General features: G+C 58.9%; 16 protein-coding genes and 1 other annotated feature. Of the genes, 4 read left to right on the forward strand and 12 right to left on the reverse strand.

The annotated features are described in order from the left end of the window. The coding region (gene rpsT, locus VGC33_RS00660) for a 30S ribosomal protein S20 (protein WP_331118065.1) at positions 1-141 on the forward strand (141 nt) is incomplete at its 5' end. Between the two features lie 185 nt (positions 142-326). Here the strand turns inward: rpsT and nhaA are convergent. The 6 genes from nhaA to tal form a co-directional block, all read right to left on the reverse strand. Beyond that, the gene (gene nhaA / locus VGC33_RS00665) at positions 327-1,544 is read right to left on the reverse strand and encodes a Na+/H+ antiporter NhaA (RefSeq protein ID WP_331117978.1); all 1,218 of its coding nucleotides are present in this window, start codon (positions 1,542-1,544) and stop codon (positions 327-329) included. Between the two features lie 240 nt (positions 1,545-1,784). Continuing rightward, the gene (gene dnaJ / locus VGC33_RS00670) at positions 1,785-2,918 is read right to left on the reverse strand and encodes a molecular chaperone DnaJ (RefSeq protein WP_331117980.1); all 1,134 of its coding nucleotides are present in this window, start codon (positions 2,916-2,918) and stop codon (positions 1,785-1,787) included. Positions 2,919-3,027: 109 nt separating this feature from the next. Beyond that, positions 3,028-4,947 carry a molecular chaperone DnaK gene (dnaK, locus tag VGC33_RS00675; protein WP_331117982.1) on the reverse strand — a complete coding sequence of 640 codons (1,920 nt, stop codon included), beginning with the start codon at positions 4,945-4,947 and terminating at the stop codon, positions 3,028-3,030. A gap of 326 nt (positions 4,948-5,273) precedes the next feature. Next, on the reverse strand, positions 5,274-6,590 hold the full coding sequence (locus tag VGC33_RS00680; RefSeq protein ID WP_331117984.1) for an MFS transporter: 1,317 nt from the start codon (positions 6,588-6,590) through the stop codon (positions 5,274-5,276). 134 nt (positions 6,591-6,724) lie between these two features. Continuing rightward, positions 6,725-7,309 (reverse strand): molybdopterin adenylyltransferase, encoded by a 585-nt coding sequence (mog, locus tag VGC33_RS00685; RefSeq protein ID WP_331117985.1) that lies wholly within the window; start codon positions 7,307-7,309, stop codon positions 6,725-6,727. A 37-nt stretch (positions 7,310-7,346) separates the two neighbouring features. Then, positions 7,347-8,300, reverse strand: a complete 954-nt coding sequence (gene tal, locus VGC33_RS00690; RefSeq protein WP_331117987.1) for a transaldolase — start codon at positions 8,298-8,300, stop codon at positions 7,347-7,349. 212 nt (positions 8,301-8,512) lie between these two features. On the opposite strand from tal, the gene VGC33_RS00695 reads away from it, so the two are divergent. Continuing rightward, a complete protein-coding gene (locus VGC33_RS00695) occupies positions 8,513-9,955 on the forward strand; it encodes an alanine/glycine:cation symporter family protein (protein ID WP_331117989.1) in 1,443 nt (480 codons plus the stop codon). Positions 9,956-10,010: 55 nt separating this feature from the next. Further along, complete coding sequence (gene yaaA / locus VGC33_RS00700; protein ID WP_331117991.1) at positions 10,011-10,784, forward strand: peroxide stress protein YaaA; 774 nt, start codon at positions 10,011-10,013, stop codon at positions 10,782-10,784. Between the two features lie 83 nt (positions 10,785-10,867). On the opposite strand, the gene thrC is transcribed toward yaaA, so the two are convergent. From thrC to VGC33_RS00720, 5 genes are all read right to left on the reverse strand, one after another. After that, the gene (gene thrC / locus VGC33_RS00705; protein WP_331117993.1) at positions 10,868-12,157 is read right to left on the reverse strand and encodes a threonine synthase; all 1,290 of its coding nucleotides are present in this window, start codon (positions 12,155-12,157) and stop codon (positions 10,868-10,870) included. Positions 12,158-12,160: 3 nt separating this feature from the next. Beyond that, positions 12,161-13,090, reverse strand: a complete 930-nt coding sequence (gene thrB / locus VGC33_RS00710; protein ID WP_331117995.1) for a homoserine kinase — start codon at positions 13,088-13,090, stop codon at positions 12,161-12,163. A 1-nt stretch (position 13,091) separates the two neighbouring features. Beyond that, positions 13,092-15,551 carry a bifunctional aspartate kinase/homoserine dehydrogenase I gene (gene thrA, locus VGC33_RS00715; protein WP_331117997.1) on the reverse strand — a complete coding sequence of 820 codons (2,460 nt, stop codon included), beginning with the start codon at positions 15,549-15,551 and terminating at the stop codon, positions 13,092-13,094. Between the two features lie 27 nt (positions 15,552-15,578). Continuing rightward, positions 15,579-15,696, reverse strand: a sequence feature (Thr leader region). Next, positions 15,635-15,703: a thr operon leader peptide gene (thrL, locus tag VGC33_RS23215; RefSeq protein WP_414636865.1), complete on the reverse strand. Its 69-nt coding sequence runs from the start codon at positions 15,701-15,703 to the stop codon at positions 15,635-15,637. It overlaps the preceding feature by 62 nt. Before the next feature lie 188 nt (positions 15,704-15,891). Then, a complete protein-coding gene (locus tag VGC33_RS00720) occupies positions 15,892-16,596 on the reverse strand; it encodes a tRNA/rRNA methyltransferase (RefSeq protein ID WP_331117999.1) in 705 nt (234 codons plus the stop codon). Positions 16,597-17,047: 451 nt separating this feature from the next. Between VGC33_RS00720 and arcA the strand changes: the two genes are divergently transcribed. Further along, entirely contained in the window at positions 17,048-17,764 is a 717-nt protein-coding gene (arcA, locus tag VGC33_RS00725; protein ID WP_162364033.1) for a two-component system response regulator ArcA, read from the forward strand. Between the two features lie 79 nt (positions 17,765-17,843). Here arcA and creA read toward each other — a convergent pair whose 3' ends face one another. Then, positions 17,844-18,326: a protein CreA gene (gene creA / locus VGC33_RS00730; RefSeq protein WP_331118004.1), complete on the reverse strand. Its 483-nt coding sequence runs from the start codon at positions 18,324-18,326 to the stop codon at positions 17,844-17,846. Between the last annotated feature and the right edge of the window lie 37 nt (positions 18,327-18,363).

Here is an 18,363-nt window from a genome sequence, read left to right on the forward strand (position 1 = left end):
GGTGATAAAGATGCAGCGCAGAATGCTTTTTCTGCCATGCAACCCATTGTGGACCGTCAGGCCAGTAAAGGTTTGATCCACAAAAACAAAGCAGCGCGTCATAAATCTAATCTGACCGCGCGTATCAACGCAATGCAGTAAGACCTGCTATTTCGTTGGCGTTTTGTTAAAAAAACCGGCTCCGGCCGGTTTTTTTGCGTCTGTCGTTTTTGCATTTATTGTTTTCGCACAGGGTGTTTTTGCCTAGGCGGCTTACCGCCGCGCGGGCCGGGCCGCCATGGCGCGGCGCGGCGGCTTCTTGCCCCGCAAACGCGCGGTTAGCTGGCTTAACGCGCCACGGCCTCCCTCACCGGCAGCGCCAGCCGCAACAGGATATATCCCAGGATGGCCGCCACCACCGAACCCGACAGGATGCCCAGCTTGGCATAGGTTATGCTTTCCGGCCCTGCCCCCGCCGCGCCGAACGCCAGCCCGGCGATAAAAATCGACATGGTAAAACCGATACCGCACAGCACCGCGGCGGCGGCGATCTGGCGAAACGTCACGCCGTCGGGCAAACGGGCCAGCCCCAGCCGGATGGAGGCAGAACAAAAAATCAGGATGCCCAATGGCTTACCCAGCACCAGCCCCGCGGCAATGCCCGCCGGCAGCACCGACAGCAGGCTGGCGGGGGTTAACCCATGCAGCGCCACGCCCGCGTTGGCAAAAGCGAACAGCGGCAGGATAAGGTAGACTACCCAAGGCTGGAGATAATGCTCCAGCACCAGGGCGGGAGAATATGCCTGGGTACGCGGCGCCGCGGCCGGCGCCTGGGGCCGCGACGGCAAACGCAGGGGGATCAGGGCGCCGAGGATCACCCCGGCCAGGGTGGCGTGAATGCCGGAAAACAGCACGCAGCCCCACAGCACCGCGCCGGCCAGCAGATACAGGCCGATGTGACGCACGTTATTGCGGTTCATCAACCCCAGCGCCGCAATGGTGGCCGCCACGCCCGCCAGGGCGGTTAACGACACATCGTGATTGTAGAACAGCGCGATAATCACGATGGCGCCCAGATCGTCAATAATCGCCAGCGCCAATAAAAACGCCTTCAAACTGGCGGGCACCCGTTTTCCCAGCAGCGCCAGCACCCCCACCGCGAACGCGATATCCGTGGCGGTGGGAATCGCCCAGCCGGCATGGTTGGCCGGGGTGCCCCAGTTAATCAGCGTATAGATAATCGCCGGGGCTATCATGCCGCCCAGCGCGGCGATGGCGGGGAACGCCGCCTGGCTGCGGCTGGCGAGCGCGCCTTCCATCAATTCGCGTTTCACCTCCAGTCCGATCATCAAAAAGAAAATCGCCATTAGCCCGTCATTGATGAAAAACAGCAGCGTGAAGGGCGAGGCATGGCCGGCCGCCGCCGACTGCGGAAAATAAATCAGCGATTCATAAACCGCCCGCGCCGGCGTATTGGCCATGACAAGCGCAATTAACGCGGCCAAAATCAATAATACGCCGCCCGACGCTTCATGGTTTAACCAACGGTGAATAAAAGAGGCCACGGTGCGTCCCTGGTGTGGTGAGCAAAGATTTATTGTGCGGGATGACATGGGCCAGGTAAACAAAAACTCAATGCCGCGGGCGCATTATTGGGCGTGGCGCGCAAAACGCGCTTCCGCGCCGGACGATAAAACTTGCACGCTGTTAAACAGGCATTTCAGCGCCGCGGAAGTAGCCGACGACCAAACAAAATCCCCGGCGGTGAGGCCGGGGACAGGGGAGAATCTACCGAAACAGGGAGATCAGCGCGTCAGGTCGTCAAAAAACTTCTTCACGCCGTCCAAAAAACTTTTGGCGCGCGGGCTGTTCTGATCGCCGCTCGGGCCGCCAAAACTTTCTTCCAGTTCGCGCAGGAGCTGTTTTTGTTTTTCGTTCAGCTTGACCGGGGTTTCGACCACCACGCGGCACAGCAAATCACCCTGGTTGCCGCCGCGTACCGATTTAACGCCTTTGCCGCGCATACGGAACAGCTTGCCGGTTTGCGTTTCCGCAGGCACCTTAAGCTTGACCCGCCCGTCGAGCGTCGGCACCTCGATCTCGCCGCCCAGCGCGGCCATCGCGAAGTTGATCGGCACTTCGCAAAACAGGTTATTGTCTTCACGTTCAAAGATGGGGTGCTGACGCACCTGAACCTGTACGTACAGATCCCCCGCCGGCGCGCCTTGCTCGCCCGCTTCGCCTTCGCCCGACAGGCGGATGCGATCGCCGGTATCGACACCGGCCGGTATTTTCACCGACAGGGTCTTGGCCTTTTCAATTCGGCCATGGCCGTGGCATTTATGGCAAGGTTCCTTGATGATCTTGCCATGACCCTGACAGGTGGGACAGGCCTGCTGCACCGCAAAAAAACCCTGGCGCATTTGCACCTGGCCGGCGCCATGACAGGTGGGACAGGTCACCGGGGACGTCCCTGCCTTGGCGCCGCTGCCGTGGCAGACGTCACACTCTTCAAGGGTGGGAATGCGGATTTCCTTGGTTACGCCACGGACCGCTTCCTCGAGGGAGAGCTCCATATTGTAGCGAAGATCCGAACCCCGGCTGGCGCGCTGGCGGCGGCCGCCGCCAAAGATATCGCCGAATACATCGCCGAAGATATCGGTAAAGTCCGCGCCGCCCGAGGCGCCGCCGTAACCGCCGCCCATGCCGCCCTGTTCGAACGCCGCGTGGCCATACTGATCGTATGCGGCGCGTTTTTGCGCGTCGGTCAGGATTTCATAGGCTTCTTTCGCTTCTTTGAACTTGGCTTCGGCGTCGGCATTCCCTGGGTTGCGATCCGGATGGAATTTCATTGCCAGGCGTTTGTAGGCCTTTTTGATTTCACGCTCTTCCGCATCTTTGGGAAGGCCCAAAATCTCGTAATAGTCTTTTTTCGCCATTGTCTCTTCCTGCCCTCAACATGCTTGCACGGGCGTAAGGTTTCCCCGACGCCCGTGCCTGTTGCCAGCCGTGATAATCATTACCCCGGCTGTGCCCGCTCAAGGGCGATTATTTTTTATCTTTAACTTCTTCGAACTCGGCGTCGACCACGTCGTCATCCTTTTTGCCCGCATTGGCTTCGGCGCCCGCTTCCGCCGCACCGGCCTGGGCCGCCTGCTGCTGCGCGACTTCCAGCAGCTTGCCGGACACCTGGATCAGCGCCTGCATCCTGGCTTCGATATCCGCCTTGTCCTCTCCCTTCAGCGCGGTTTCCAGCGCGCCCAGCGCGGACTCGATGGCCGTCTTGTCGTCGGCGGGCAGTTTGTCGCCGGCTTCTTCCAGCTGTTTGCGGGTGCTGTGCAGCTGATGGTCGGCCTGGTTACGGGTTTGCACCAGTTCCTCGAACTTACGGTCGGATTCCGCGTTGGCTTCCGCTTCGCGCACCATTTTCTGGATTTCTTCCTCGGTCAGGCCGGACGACGCTTTAATGGTGATTTTCTGCTCGCGACCGCTGTTTTTATCCTTGGCGGACACGTGCAAAATACCGTCGGCATCGATATCAAACGTGACTTCGATTTGCGGCGTGCCGCGCATGGCCGCGGCAATCCCGTCCAGATTGAACTGCCCCAGGGATTTATTATCCGCGGCGCGTTTACGCTCGCCCTGCAGCACGTGGATAGTCACCGCGGACTGGTTGTCTTCCGCCGTGGAGAACACCTGGCTATGCTTGGTCGGCACGGTGGTGTTCTTGGCAATCAGCGGAGTCATGACCCCACCCATGGTTTCAATACCCAGGGACAGCGGGCTGACGTCGAGCAGCAGCACGTCCTTGACATCACCGGCCAGCACGCCGCCTTGCACCGCGGCGCCGATGGCCACGGCTTCATCCGGGTTGACGTCTTTACGCGGTTCCTTGCCAAAGAAATCGGTAACGGTTTTCTGTACCAGCGGCATACGGGTCTGGCCGCCGACCAGGATCACGTCCTTGATGTCGCCGACCGACAGTCCGGCGTCCTTCAGCGCCATTTTCAGCGGATCCATGGTGCGTTTCACCAGGTCTTCAACCAGCGATTCCAGTTTGGCGCGGGTGACCTTGATGTTCATGTGTTTCGGGCCGGTGGCGTCCGCCGTGATGTACGGCAGATTCACGTCGGTCTGCTGCGCGGAGGACAGCTCGATCTTGGCCTTTTCGGCGGATTCCTTCAGGCGCTGCATGGCCAGCGGATCGTTGCGCAGGTCGATGCCCTGGTCTTTCTTGAATTCATCCACCAGATAATTGATCAGGCGGCTGTCGAAGTCCTCGCCACCCAGATGGGTGTCGCCGTTGGTCGCCAGCACTTCAAAGGTCTTCTCTCCATCCACATCGTCAATTTCGATGATGGAGATATCGAAGGTACCGCCGCCCAGGTCGTATACCGCGATGGTGCGGTTGCCGGTTTCTTTATCCAGGCCGTAAGCCAGCGCCGCGGCGGTGGGTTCGTTAATAATACGTTTAACTTCCAGGCCGGCGATGCGGCCGGCGTCTTTGGTCGCCTGGCGCTGGGCGTCGTTAAAGTAGGCCGGCACGGTGATGACCGCCTCGGTAACCGGTTCGCCCAGATAGTCTTCCGCGGTCTTCTTCATTTTTTTCAGGATTTCAGCGGATACCTGCGGCGGCGCCATTTTCTGGCCTTTCACGTCCAGCCAGGCGTCGCCGTTGTCGGATGCGATGATTTTGTACGGCATGATATTTTTGTCACGCTGCACTTCCTCGTCCTGGAAACGACGTCCGATCAAACGCTTGATGGCGAACAACGTGTTCTGCGGGTTTGTAACGGACTGACGTTTAGCTGGTTGGCCAACCAGAATTTCACCGTCCTGCGTGTAAGCAATAATGGAAGGAGTAGTACGATCGCCTTCGCTGTTTTCCAGCACCCGAGGTTTGGAGCCTTCAATAATTGCGATACAAGAGTTGGTCGTACCCAAGTCGATACCAATAATTTTACCCATCTAAACATCTCCACTAAAAAGTCATATTCGTTGTGGTCGTAGACCTGATATATGGCCGGATAACTTTTTTTCAAGCTTTCGGCACGTTTTTGTCAGCAGGTTAAACAACGTTGGTTGCAAATAAGATGGGGTCACCGCGCCGCGCATCAAGGGGGAGCCGGAAAAAAAAAGCAAACTTCGCGCTCCAGCCGGCCTCTTCCCGCGTGGATTATCTTTTTTTAGACAGCTATCCATATGATTTACATGTGTATTTATTAATATGGTCTAAATCGTTCCCAAAAGTGCCTTAAACCGCCGCGCGCGTATATTTAGCACCGCGAGTGAAATCAGGCGATTGAATTCAGGCCGCCGGCCAGCGGCGGCTGGTGGCGCAGTCCGGACGGCAGGCAAACGCCAAGGATTACCCCCATCACCGCCAGCCCGCACACATACCAGGAAGGCGCCATCGGCGAGATGCGCATCAGCATGGTGACCAGCACGGGCGTCAGACCGCCGAAAATGGCGTAAGCCACATTATAGGAAAACGAAATACCGCTGAAACGCACCGCCGAGGGGAAGGCATGGACCATAACATAAGGCACGCCGCCCACCACGCCGACGCTCAGCCCCGCCAGCGCATAGGTGAGGTACAGCAGCGCGGGCCGATCCGCGCCGGTGTGGTAAAACAGCCAGCTGAAGATACCGAGCATCACGCAGCCGATAATAAAGGTTCTGCCCGCGCCCGCCCGGTCGATCACGGCGCCCGTTATCACGCAGCCGACCGCCAGCGCGACAATGGCCGCGCAGTTGGCCCTGAGCGCCAGGCCGGGGGCGGCGCCCATTTGTTGCTGCAGCCACAGGGGCGCCATCAGGATAACCACCACGATACCGGCGGAGAGCAGCCAGGTCAGCAGCATGGAAATGAGCACCGCTTTTTTATGGTTCATCACCACTGATTTCAGCGGCAGCTCCCGCGCCAGCGTTTTGCGCGCCTTCATCTCGATAAATACCGGGGTCTCCCGCAGCCAGCGCCGCAGGTACATGGCCACCAGCCCGAAGACGCCGCCCAGGAAAAAGGGAATGCGCCAGCCGCCCTGCAGGATGCCCTGCGGCGTCATGAAGGTATTAAGCAAGGTGGCGACAAACGAACCTAATAAAATACCGACCGTGAGGCCGGCGGTCAGGGTGCCGCAGGCAAAACCGATACGCTTGTGGGGCACATGTTCGGCGACGAATACCCAGGCGCCCGGCACTTCGCCGCCGATGGCCGCGCCCTGCATGATGCGCAGCAGCAACAGCAGCAGCGGCGCGGTGATGCCGATGGCGGCATAGGTCGGCAACAGGCCCATCATCAACGTCGGCAGCGCCATCAGCAGTATGGACAGGCTGAACATTTTTTTACGGCCCGCCTTATCGCCGAAATGCGCCATGACGATGCCCCCCAGCGGCCGGGCCAGATAACCGGCGGCGAAAATGCCGAAAGTTTGCAGCTGGCGCAGCCATTCCGGCATATCCGGAGGAAAAAACAGTTTCCCCATCACCGCGGCGAAAAAAATGAAGATAATAAAGTCATAGAATTCCAACGCGCCGCCCAGGGCGGCAAGCGACAGGGTTTTATAATCCTGTCGGTTTAATCGGCGTTGCGGGTCGGCGGGCGTAATCATTCTTGTCAGGCCAGAGGGGAAAAAGAAAAAAATATAGCATACAACGTAAAGATATTCTTACTGTGCGGACATAAATTTTAACAGCGTGGAGCATAACGCCGCCGCCATCGCGCGGCGACGTTATGCGGGGGTTATCACGCGTCGGGGCGACGGGCGTTTTTTGGGCGGAACGCCGTCACAATCGCGGGATCGGTATCGATATAAGGCCCTTCCAGCAGTTGGATACAGTAAGGGATGCTGGCGAAGATGCCAGGCACCACCACGTTTCCCAGCTCGTCCCTGACTCCCGCCAGCGTTTCCTTGATGGCCCTGGGCTGGCCGGGCAGATTGAGGATCAGCGCCTGTTTGCGGATAACCCCCATCTGGCGGGACAAAATAGCCGTCGGCACAAAATGCAGGCTGATCTGGCGCATTTGCTCGCCAAAGCCGGGCATTTCGCGATCGGCTATCGCCCGCGTGGCGTCGGGCGTCACATCACGCCGGGCCGGGCCGGTGCCGCCGGTGGTCAGCACCAGATGGCACCCCATTTCATCCACCAGTTCGCGCAGGGTTTGTTCGATCAGCGGCTGCTCATCGGGCACCAAACGGGTTTCCAGCGTAAAGGGGGACACCAGCGCCTGCCGCAGCCAGCCTTCCAGCGCCGGGATGCCCTGGTCCTGGTAGACGCCGTTGGCCGCGCGGTCGGATATGGATACCAGGCCAATGCGGCATACTTGCATAGAATAATCCCCGATCGACATGATTTTCCCGTTTGGATTACAGCAGGTCTTTGATCATCGCTTCCAGCTTTTCCTGGTCGACGGCGAACTTGCGGATGCCGTCGGCCAGTTTATCCACCGCCATCGGGTCCAGGTTATGCTGCCAGAGGAACTCGGCCTCGGTCAGTTTGGCCGGACGCGCCTTGATCTCGCCCGTATAGGAAAGTTTACGCTCAAGGGTCCCTTCGGTGGCGGCCAGCTCTTTGAGCAGCGGCGGGGCGATGGTCAGGCGATCGCAGCCGGCGAGTTCGATGATTTCGCCCACGTTGCGGAAGCTCGCGCCCATGACCACGGTTTCATAGCCATGTTCTTTGTAGTAACGGTAGATCTCGGTGACCGAAATCACGCCCGGATCCTGCTCGGGGGCAAACTCCTTACGTTCGCCATTGGCCTTGTGCCAGTCGAGGATGCGGCCGACGAACGGCGAAATCAGGTAAGCGCCGGCTTCGGCGCAGGCGCGGGCCTGGGCAAAGGAAAACAGCAGCGTCAGGTTACAGTTGATGCCGGCCTTTTCCAATTGTTCGGCGGCGCGGATGCCCTGCCAGGTCGAGGCCAGCTTGATCAGGATGCGATCGTTGCCGATGCCGGCATCGTTATAAAGTTTGATCAGGCTCTTGGCTTTGGCGACGCTTGCCTCGGTGTCATAGGACAGGCGGGCGTCCACTTCGGTGGAGACGCGCCCCGGCACCAGTTTGAGTATTTCCAGCCCGATATTGACCGCCAGTTTATCGGTGGCGTATTTAACCTGTTCAGCCGCGTCGCCGCTTTGATCGCGCGCCCAGGCAACCGCCTGGTCGATATAGCCGCGGTATTCCGGAATCTGCGCCGCATTCAGGATCAATGAAGGGTTGGTGGTTGCATCCTGGGGCTGATACAGTTTAATGGCGGTGATATCACCGGTATCAGCGACAACGGAGGTCATCTTGCGTAGGGCACTAAGTTTATCTGTCATGGTGGAGTATCTCATTGTGAAGGGTGTGCATATCTTAGGGCGTTGCACTGCCTTTTTTGATAATACCACGCGCATCGAAGGGCGCAAGCGGGCCGCCAGCGTAATGACGCCGCCCCGGCGGCAGCGCATTATGCGGCCATGGCAGGATAAAATGGTCCATTTACCGCCAGCGACCGGCATAGCCGCCGCCCATCATGGAAGACGAGGAATAAATGGCTGAACTCTTCAACTTTATCGACGATTTGCTATGGAATTCAGTGTTAATTTACCTGCTGATAGGCACCGGTCTTTGGTTTACTTTGCGTTCCGGTTTCATTCAATTCCATCACTTCGGTCACATGTTTTCCATATTAAAGGGTTCGGGCCGCGCCGACGGCGCGGGCATTTCGCCCTTCCAGGCGCTATGCACCACGCTTGCGGCGCGCATCGGCTGCGGCAACCTGACCGGCGTGGCGTTTTCCCTGGTGATCGGCGGGCCGGGCGCGATATTCTGGATGTGGCTGGCGGCGTTTATCGGCATGGCCACCGCCTTTGTTGAAAGCACCCTGGCGCAGTTGTACAAAGTGCGCGACAGCCGCGGCAATTTTCGCGGCGGCCCCGCCTGGTATATGGAAAAAGGCCTGGGCCTGCGCTGGATGGGCGTACTGTTTTCCTGCTTTTTACTGGTAGGCTACGGCGGCATCTTCAGCGCGGTGCAGGCCAGCGCCATCACGCAGTCGCTGCATGAGTCCTACGGACTTTCACCTTACCAGACCGGGTTCGGGCTGGTGGCGTTAAGCGCACTGGCCATTTGCGGCGGCCTGCGTCTTATCGCCCGGCTGTCGCAATGGCTGGTCCCGCTGATGGCCCTGGGCTACGTGCTGCTGGCGGCCTGGATAATGGCGCAGCACGCCGGGCGCCTGGGGGCGGTGGCGGAGCTGGTGTTCAATAGCGCCTTCGGCCTGCCGCAGGCCGCGTCGGGGATTATCGGCTACGGCATTTCCCAGGCCATCTTCCAGGGCGTACAGCGCGGGCTGTTTTCCAATGAAGCCGGCATGGGCTCGGCGCCCAATATCGCCGGCGCCGCCACGCCCTGGCCGCCCCACCCCGCGTCGCAGGGATATATCCAGATGCTGGCGGTCTTTATCGACACCATCGTCATCTGCAGCGCCACCGCGGCCATTATCCTGACATCGGATGTGCTGGAGCAGGCCGTTCCCGACCTCGGCGGCGTCGCCCTTATCCAGCGGTCGCTGCTGGCGGCGACGGGCCAGTGGGGCACGCCGTTTATGGTGATGGTGATATTTATCTTTTCCTTCACCTCGATTATCGGCAATTACGCCTATGCGGAAAGCAGCCTGCAATTTTTCCGTCACCGCTCCCAACGGCCGGTGCTGATATTGCGCGCCGTGGCGTTGGGAGCGGTGATGGCCGGCTGCCTGGCGGAGGTGCCGGTATTGTGGCGGCTGGCGGATCTGGCGATGGGACTGATGACCCTGACCAACCTGATTGCGCTGCTGCTGCTGTCGCGCATCGCCCTGATGCTGGCGCGCGACTACAACAGCCAGCGCGCGGTGGGCAAGCTACCGACCTTTTACGCCGCCAATTTTCCCACCATCGCGGCGCAGCTGGCGCCCGGCCATTGGGAGCGCCCGACGGCGCGCAAGCCGTCATGACCGGAACAGATAATCCCGCTGACATCCAGCAGCCAAGAGACAGGAACAGTGCGACATGCTAATCGTTATTTCCCCAGCCAAGACGCTGGACTATGCCAGTCCGCTTGCCACGAAGCGTTATACCCAGCCCGAGCTGTCGGCCCGTGCTGAAAAACTGATACGCGTATGCCGTAAGCTGGCCCCGGCGCAGCTATCCAGCCTGATGGGCATCAGCGATAAGCTGGCCCAGCTTAACGCGGGACGCTTCCGGTCCTGGCGGGCGGATTTTACGCCCGACAACGCCCGGCAGGCGATCCTGGCGTTTAAAGGCGACGTCTACACCGGGCTGGCGGCGGAAAGCTTCAGCGAGACGGATTTTGATTTTGCCCAGTCGCATCTGCGCATGCTGTCCGGCCTATACGGCATCCTGCGTCCCCTGGACCTGATGCAACCCTATCGCCTGGAAATGAGCATCAGGCTGGCGAACGCCGCCGGCCCGGACCTGTACCATTTCTGGGGCGACACCCTGACCCACATGCTCAACGAAGCGCTGGCGGCGCAGGGCGACGACGTGCTGATCAACCTGGCCTCCGAAGAATATTTTAAAGCGGTTAAAAGGGCTAACCTGGCCGCGCGGGTGATAAAGCCGGTGTTCCTGGATGAAAAAAACGGCAAATATAAGGTCATCAGTTTTAACGCCAAAAGGGCGCGCGGCATGATGAGCCGGTTTATCATCACACAAAGGTTAAACCGGCCGGAGCAGCTTAGCGCGTTCAACGACGGCGGCTATGCCTACGCGCGGGGGGAATCGAGCGAAACGGAGATGGTGTTTAAACGCCCGGAACGATAAGGCGGCGCCAACGATGCGCGGTTGCGCGTATCCGGATGCCGCGCGATAAACCGGCGCGGCATCCGTGGGTGGTTTAAACGATTTTAGTTCGGCAAGGCCATCAGCAGCGCGCGCAGTCGGGAAAAATCCGCCGGCAGCCGGCTGGAGAGCAAAGGCAGCGTCGCCCGCAGCGCCAGCGCCTTGGGCAGCGGCAGCGACAGGCCCAGCACCTCGTCCACGGTTTCCTTGAACTTCGCCGGATGGGCGGTGCCCAGGAACAGGCCGGACTCTCCCGGCTGGAGCTGATCGCGCAGCAAGCGATAGGCAATCGCCGCGTGGGGTTCCGATATATAGCCCAATCCCGCCAGTTCGCGCATGGTGTCGCGAGTGACGTCATCATTCACGCAGCCGTAGGCCAGGGTATCAAGCCGCCAGTTCTTGCGCCGGAATAACTCCTCCACGCGCGGCCAATTGTTCGGCTGGCTGACATCCATGGCGTTGGACAACGTCGCCACGGTGGCATTGGGCAGCCATTTACCGTCGGCGAGAAAGCGCGGCACGGTATCGTTGGCGTTGGTGGCGGCGATAAAGCGTTTGATCGGCAGGCCAAGGGACTTCGCCAGCAGCCCGGCGGTCAGATCGCCGAAATTGCCGCTGGGCACCGAGACCACCAGTTGATTGCGCTGCTCTTGCGAGAGCTGCGCCGCCGCTTCGAAGTAATAGCATATCTGCGCCAGCAGGCGGCTGATATTAATCGAGTTGGCGGAATTCAGCCCCAGTTCGCGCTTCAGTTCCTCATCATCAAACGCGTGCTTGACCAGCGCCTGGCAAGCGTCGAAGTCGCCGTCAATCGCCACGGTATGGATATTACCGCCCAGGGTACAGAACAGCTTCTCCTGCAGCGGGCTGATTTTGCCGTGGGGATAGAGGATCACCACCCGGACATTTTCCAGCCCGTAGAAGGCATGCGCCACCGCGGCGCCCGTATCGCCGGAAGTGGCGGTGAGGATGGTGACCGGCTGGCCCTTGGCGACCTCGGTAAGCATCTGCGCCATAAAGCGGCCGCCGAAATCCTTGAACGCCAGGGTCGGGCCGTGAAACAGTTCCAGGGCCGAAATATCATCGCTTACCTTGACCACCGGGGCCGGGAATTCAAACGCGGCCCGCACCCGTGCATGGATAACGTCCAACGGCAGCTCGTCGCCGATATAGGCCGACAGGATGCGCGCGCTGCGGGTGACCAGGTCGAGATCCAGCAGGGCGTCGATTTCCGTCGAGGCGAACTCCGGCAGGTCAAGGGGGAAAAACAGCCCCTGCCGGCGCCCCAGCCCCTGCTTTATCGCCTGCGCGAAGCTCACCTGCTCGTTATGATCTTTAATATTATACAATTTCATACGTTATCCCATCACTCGCGCGCCGGTGGTATCCAGGCGGCATATATGAACGAAACCTTCATCATTTTGCAGGTAATGCTGCTGTAGCCAGCCGGCCAGACGCCGCGCGGTGTCGTCCCGGTCGCAGACCGCGAACAGCGTCGGTCCCGAGCCGGAGATGCCGCAGGCCAGGGCGCCGATACTGGCGGCGGCCTGGCGCGCTTCGATAAATCCGGGCAGCAGTTTGGTGCGGTAAGGCTCGGCAATCACATCCTTCATCAGCTTGGCCGCCAGGGCCGGCTGCTGGGTATGGCTGGCGTGGATAAAGCCCGCCAGGAATCGCCCATGGCTGATGCAATCCTGCCGGCGATACTGGGCGGGCAGGATGGCCCGCGCCTCGGCGGTGGAGACCTTGATGCCGGGATAGGCCATCACCCATAGCCATTCGCTGAAACCCGGCACCTGCTGGCTGATAATGCTGTTCTCCTCCAGCATCAGCTGAATACCGCCCAGGAAGCAGGGCGCCACGTTATCATAATGCACGCTGCCGGAAATACGGCCTTCCATTTCGCCCATCAGCGTCAGCATCTGGTTTTCATCCAGCGGATACCCGCAGTGGGCATTCATCGCCACCAGCGCCGCCACCACGGAACAGGCGCTGGACCCCAGGCCCGAGCCGATGGGCATGTTTTTCTCCAGCCGCATGGCCACCGGGATGGTTTTGCCCACCGCCTGGCAAAAACGTTCCCAGCATTGATAAACGATATTCTGCTCGGTTCCGGCCGGCAGCTTGCCGGCAAAGCGCCCTTCATTTTGCAAACTGAACGCCGCCGCGTCCGCAACCGTCACGCAGTCGCCAAGCAACGTACCGTCCACCGGCGTTACCGCGGCGCCCAGCACATCAAAGCCGACGCTGACGTTGCCGATCGAGGCCGGCGCATACACCTTAACCATTTTAGACTCCCAGCTTCCATGACAATGTACGCAGAAGATCCGCGAATACGCCCGCGGCCGTCACATCGTTACCGGCGCCGTAGCCGCGCAACACCAACGGCAACGGCTGGTAATAACGGGTATAGAACGCCAGCGCGTTTTCGCCATCCTTCACTTTGTACAGCGGATCGTTACCGTCCACCGCCTCGATTTTAACCTGGCACCGGCCCTCGCCGATGCTGCCGACATAACGCAGCACCTGGCCCCGTTCCCGGGCCATGGCGACTTTTGAGGCAAACGCGTCGTCAAGCGCCGGCAGCCGGGACAGGAAACTCCCGGTATCGCCGGTGGCGTCAAAGTCCGCCGGCAGCACCGGCTCGACGTCAATCGCGTCCAGCTCAAGCTGGTAACCGGCCTCACGCGCAAGAATCAACAACTTACGGGCGACATCCATGCCTGACAAGTCATCGCGCGGGTCCGGCTCGGTATACCCGAGCGCCCTTGCCGCCAGGGTTGCCGCCGACAGCGACATGCCCTCATCAAGCTTGCCGAAGATAAACGACAGCGATCCGGAAAGAATACCGGAAAAGCGGACCAGTTCATCGCCGGCGTTTAACAGATTCTGCAAATTTTCAATGACCGGCAGGCCCGCGCCCACATTGGTGTCGTACAGAAATTTACGCCGTGATCCGGCGGCGGCGGCGCGCATCTGCCGGTAATAATGCATCGAGGCGGTGTTGGCCTTTTTATTCGGCGTCACCACGTGGAAGCCGTCGGCCAGGAAGTCCGCATACTGGTCGGCCACCGCCGCGCTGCTGGTGCAGTCGACGATCACCGGATTAAGCAGATGATACTCCTTCACCAGGCGGATCAACCGCCCCAGGTTAAACGGCTCCTTGGCCTGCGCCAGTTCTTCGCGCCAGGTGTCGAGCGAGATGCCGTGGACGCTGGTCAGCAAAGCCCGCGAATTGGCGATGCCGCAGACGCGCAAATCAATATGTTTCTCCTTCAGCCATAGGTGCTGGCGATGGATCTGCTCGATAAGCGCCCCGCCCACGCCGCCGGCGCCGATGACAAACACCTCGATCACCTGGTCGGTATTAAACAGCATCTGGTGCGCGACCCGCACCCCGGTGGTGGTGGCGTCGTTATCCACCACCACTGAAATCGACCGCTCCGACGAGCCCTGGGCGATGGCGACAATATTGATATTGGCGCGCGCCAGGGCCGCGAACAGCTTGGCGGACAGGCCGCGCTGGGTGCGCATGCCGTCGCCGATAACCGAAATAATCGCCAGCTTGGTCATGACGTCCAGCGGCTCCAGCAGACCATCCTTCAGTTCCAGATAGAACTCGTCTTCCAGCGCCTTGCGCGCGCCGTTCAGTTCATGCTGCGGCACGCAAAAGCTGATGCTGTATTCCGACGAGGATTGGGTAATCAATACCACCGAACTGCCGGCCCGTGACATGGCGGCGAACACCCGCGCCGCCATGCCGATCATCCCCTTCATGCCCGGCCCTGAAACGTTGATCATCGCCATATTGTTTAAATGGGTAATGCCCTTCACCGGGTTATCGCCGTCGGGATCGCTCCGGCCGATAAGCGTGCCGGGGGCCTGGGGATTTTCCGTATTTTTTATCAGGCAGGGAATCTGGAACTGGGCAATGGGGGCGATGGTGCGCGGATGCAGCACCTTGGCGCCGAAGTAGGACAGCTCCATGGCCTCTTGATAGGACATGGATTTCAGCAAGCGCGCGTCCGGCACCTGCCGGGGATCGCAGGTATAAACCCCGTCCACATCGGTCCAGATTTCGCAGCAGTCGGCGCGCAGGCAGGCGGCCAGAACCGCCGCGGAATAATCGGAACCGTTTCGGCCCAGCACCACCAGTTCGCCCTTCTCATTACCGGCGGTGAACCCCGCCATCAGGATAATATGGTCGACGGGAATAGCGGCGTCTTTAATGCGCCGGGTGGATTCGACGATATCCACGGTGGATTCCAGATAGCCGCCCTGCGCCAGCAGTTTTTCCACCGGGTTTATCACCGTCACGGCAAAACCGCGGGCGAGAAACACGGCTTCCATCATGGCGATGGAGAGCTTTTCCCCACGGCAGATAATGGCGGCGTTGATACTGTCGGGGCACTGTTTAAGCAGGGTAATGCCGTGCAGCAACTGCTTAAGCTGCGCAAATTCCTGATCCACCAGCTTGCGCAGGCCGGCATAGTCAAAACCGGGCTGCGCCTGGGACAATCCTTGCAGCAGCTCGGAAAAAATACGCTCGGCGTCGTTCATGACGGGCTGGATATCCTGGCCGCCCAGGGTTTTTTCAATCATCGACACCAGGTGATTGGTTATCTTTGCGGGCGCGGAAAGCACTGTGGCCACCTGTCCCTGGCCGGTATTGCTTTCAATAATATCGGCAACACGGATAAAACGTTCCGCATTGGCAACCGAGGTTCCCCCGAATTTCAGTACTCGCATCTCTTTTTTCTCTCCTGGATTTAAGCTTAAAAAAAAGCCCGCACTGGTTAGGTGCGGGCTTTTTTCTGTTTATCCTGTATGCGTCAGCCCGCACCGCTACCTAGGGTATCGGTGGTGGTAATAATAATGGTGTTCAGGCTGATGAAACGCATGTGTTAAGCAATCTATATTATTTTTTAATGGCTTACTGGTAAAGCAATTGCCGGAAAAAGTCAATGTTAATTTGCTATTGGCTGTTTTTCAAACGAATTTATTTGCAGCGTTTTCCAACTTTCAATTGCGCCATCATTGCTTAATAGTTTGGCTAAAACAGGTTTATCTGGTTTTTAACACCGCCTAATCACTCATTATCGGTACTATTATCCGGCACGACTTTTTCTATATCCTGCAGCAGTTGGTGCAGCATGGCGATGTCCCGCTGGGTCGCCAGCCCCAGCCGCTGATGCAGCCAATCGGTTAACTTATGATCATCGCTGACGCTTAAATGGGCGAACAGCCGATCGAAGCGCCGATGCAGGGCCGCCAATTGTCCGGGCATCGCCGGCGGGTGCTCCGGCGCTGCGATGCGGTTAAGCGCCGCCAACTGATAACAGTAAACCATCACCGCCTGTCCCAGATTCAGGGAAGGATAAACGGCTTGCATGGGCACGCCGGTCAGGATATCGGCCAGCGCCAGTTCCTCGTTGGTCAGGCCGGTATCTTCCCGTCCGAACACCAGCGCCGCCTGGGTTACCCACCGCTGTTTTTCCCGCAGTTGCGGCAGCAGTTGCGCGGCGGTGCAGTAATAGTGAAACCGGGCGCGGTGGCGCGCGGTGGTGGCCACGGTAAAATCCACATCCGCCAGGGCGGCCGCCAGCGTGTCGAAATGAACGGCCCGTTCGAGGATATCCGTCGCGCCGTGGGCAACCCTGGCGGCGGCGGGCTGAAGGTGCGCCCGGCTGTCGACGATGCGCAGCGAGCCGAATCCCATGGTTTTCATGGCCCGGGCGGCGGCGCCGACATTCTCCGGACGCGCCGGGGAAACAAGAATAATATGCAGCTGCATGGATCGTCTCTTAAACCGCGGCAAATAGCGCCGGATGTTATCATCATTTCAGCGTTATTTCAGCGCGCGTCGCCCAGGCTGAATCGAGGTGGGTGCTGGATCAAAAAAGGGAAAATATGCTGGTATATAAGGGATTTCCCGGAATTGCGCGCTGTCGCGGGTAGTAATTTGATATATGTCAGCAAAATGAAATTTTCTTACGTGGCAATTTCGTTTCGCGCTGTTATAGTGTTGTTAATAAGGGTAAGCTATATGGCATTTGAGCTTGAGAAAAAGCGGTCCAAAATCAGGTTAGCGGTGCCAAGGTTATCCGTAGTTAATCACCTGGAGCACGTTTATGTACTTTAGCCTCATGGCTTGGGGTTTTGCGTCCTGCCCCGGGCAATGTTGTAGATAACCGCGGCTTTTGTACTTCCTCTTCCAATTTTGTTAGTAATTTTAGGTAGCAAACATGCAGACCCCGCACATTCTTATCGTTGAAGACGAGTCAGTTACCCGCAATACCCTCAAAAGCATTTTCGAGGCCGAGGGCTACATGGTGCATGAAGCCACCGATGGCGCTGAAATGCATCAGATTTTGTCGGAAAACGACATCAACCTGGTGATAATGGATATTAACCTGCCAGGGAAAAACGGTTTATTGCTGGCGCGCGAATTACGTGAGCATGCAAGCGTCGCGCTGATGTTTTTGACTGGCCGCGATAATGAAGTCGATAAAATCCTCGGCCTGGAAATCGGCGCCGACGATTATATTACCAAACCGTTCAATCCGCGCGAGCTGACCATCCGCGCGCGCAACCTGCTGTCGCGCACCATGAATCTCGGCGGCGGAGGCGAAGAGCGTAAACTGGTTGAAAGCTATAAATTCAACGGCTGGGAACTGGATATCAACAGCCGCTCGCTGTTAAGCCCCACCGGCGACCATTATAAACTGCCGCGCAGCGAGTTTCGCGCCATGCTTCACTTTTGCGAAAACCCGGGCAAAATTCAGTCCCGGGCCGAGCTGCTGAAAAAAATGACCGGCCGCGAACTCAAGGCGCACGACCGCACCGTGGATGTCACCATCCGCCGCATCCGCAAGCATTTTGAATCCACCCCGGATACCCCTGAAATCATTGCCACCATCCATGGCGAAGGCTATCGTTTCTGCGGCGATCTGGAAGAATAACGTCCGCCGGGCAAACCGCTACCGGGTGCCGCTATGGCACCCGGTGTTGTTAACGACGTCGGTGTTACAGCGATGGCGGTTATTCGCGCTGGGTGGTCCAGGGGATAATCGGCACCGCGCTCAGCGCATTTTTCGGCGACCCTTCCACCACCCGGTCCGAGTAGGACAGGTACACCAGCGCATTACGCTTCGCGTCATAAAAACGAACTACCTGTAGCCGCTTGAATACCAGCGATGTGCGTTTTTGGAACACGACGCTGCCGGTCTGTTTACCGTTTTTGATCTTATCCGTCAGGGTTATCGGCCCGACCTGCTGGCAGGAGATGGCCGCGTCCGAGGTGTCCTCGGCCAGCCCCAGTCCGCCCTTGATACCGCCGGTCTTCGCCCGGCTGAGGTAGCAGGTGACGTTCTGCACATCGGGATCGTCGAATGCTTCCACGACAATCTTGTGATCGGGTCCGAAGAGTTTGAAAACAGTATCAACGGATCCGACTTCCTCGGCGCGGGCGGCGCCCGTGGACGCAAGGCACAGCAGCAATGCGGAAAAAAACATTTTATTCATCAGGATAGACTTCTTTTCGGTTGCAGGATTGGCGCCT

The organism is Acerihabitans sp., assembly GCF_036398755.1.
Classification (GTDB): Bacteria; Pseudomonadota; Gammaproteobacteria; order Enterobacterales; family Enterobacteriaceae; genus Acerihabitans.

What these genes read in the sequence shown, in the direction of transcription:
- VGC33_RS00720 (WP_331117999.1), bottom strand. Translation starts at nt 16,596, where the DNA reads ATGCAGCTGCATATTATTCTTGTTTCCCCGGCGCGTCCGGAGAATGTC.
- dnaK (WP_331117982.1), bottom strand. Translation starts at nt 4,947, where the DNA reads ATGGGTAAAATTATTGGTATCGACTTGGGTACGACCAACTCTTGTATC.
- mog (WP_331117985.1), bottom strand. Translation starts at nt 7,309, where the DNA reads ATGCAAGTATGCCGCATTGGCCTGGTATCCATATCCGACCGCGCGGCC.
- thrC (WP_331117993.1), bottom strand. Translation starts at nt 12,157, where the DNA reads ATGAAATTGTATAATATTAAAGATCATAACGAGCAGGTGAGCTTCGCG.
- thrA (WP_331117997.1), bottom strand. Translation starts at nt 15,551, where the DNA reads ATGCGAGTACTGAAATTCGGGGGAACCTCGGTTGCCAATGCGGAACGT.
- tal (WP_331117987.1), bottom strand. Translation starts at nt 8,300, where the DNA reads ATGACAGATAAACTTAGTGCCCTACGCAAGATGACCTCCGTTGTCGCT.
- thrB (WP_331117995.1), bottom strand. Translation starts at nt 13,090, where the DNA reads ATGGTTAAGGTGTATGCGCCGGCCTCGATCGGCAACGTCAGCGTCGGC.
- arcA (WP_162364033.1), top strand. Translation starts at nt 17,048, where the DNA reads ATGCAGACCCCGCACATTCTTATCGTTGAAGACGAGTCAGTTACCCGC.
- creA (WP_331118004.1), bottom strand. Translation starts at nt 18,326, where the DNA reads ATGAATAAAATGTTTTTTTCCGCATTGCTGCTGTGCCTTGCGTCCACG.
- yaaA (WP_331117991.1), top strand. Translation starts at nt 10,011, where the DNA reads ATGCTAATCGTTATTTCCCCAGCCAAGACGCTGGACTATGCCAGTCCG.
- VGC33_RS00695 (WP_331117989.1), top strand. Translation starts at nt 8,513, where the DNA reads ATGGCTGAACTCTTCAACTTTATCGACGATTTGCTATGGAATTCAGTG.
- dnaJ (WP_331117980.1), bottom strand. Translation starts at nt 2,918, where the DNA reads ATGGCGAAAAAAGACTATTACGAGATTTTGGGCCTTCCCAAAGATGCG.
- VGC33_RS00680 (WP_331117984.1), bottom strand. Translation starts at nt 6,590, where the DNA reads ATGATTACGCCCGCCGACCCGCAACGCCGATTAAACCGACAGGATTAT.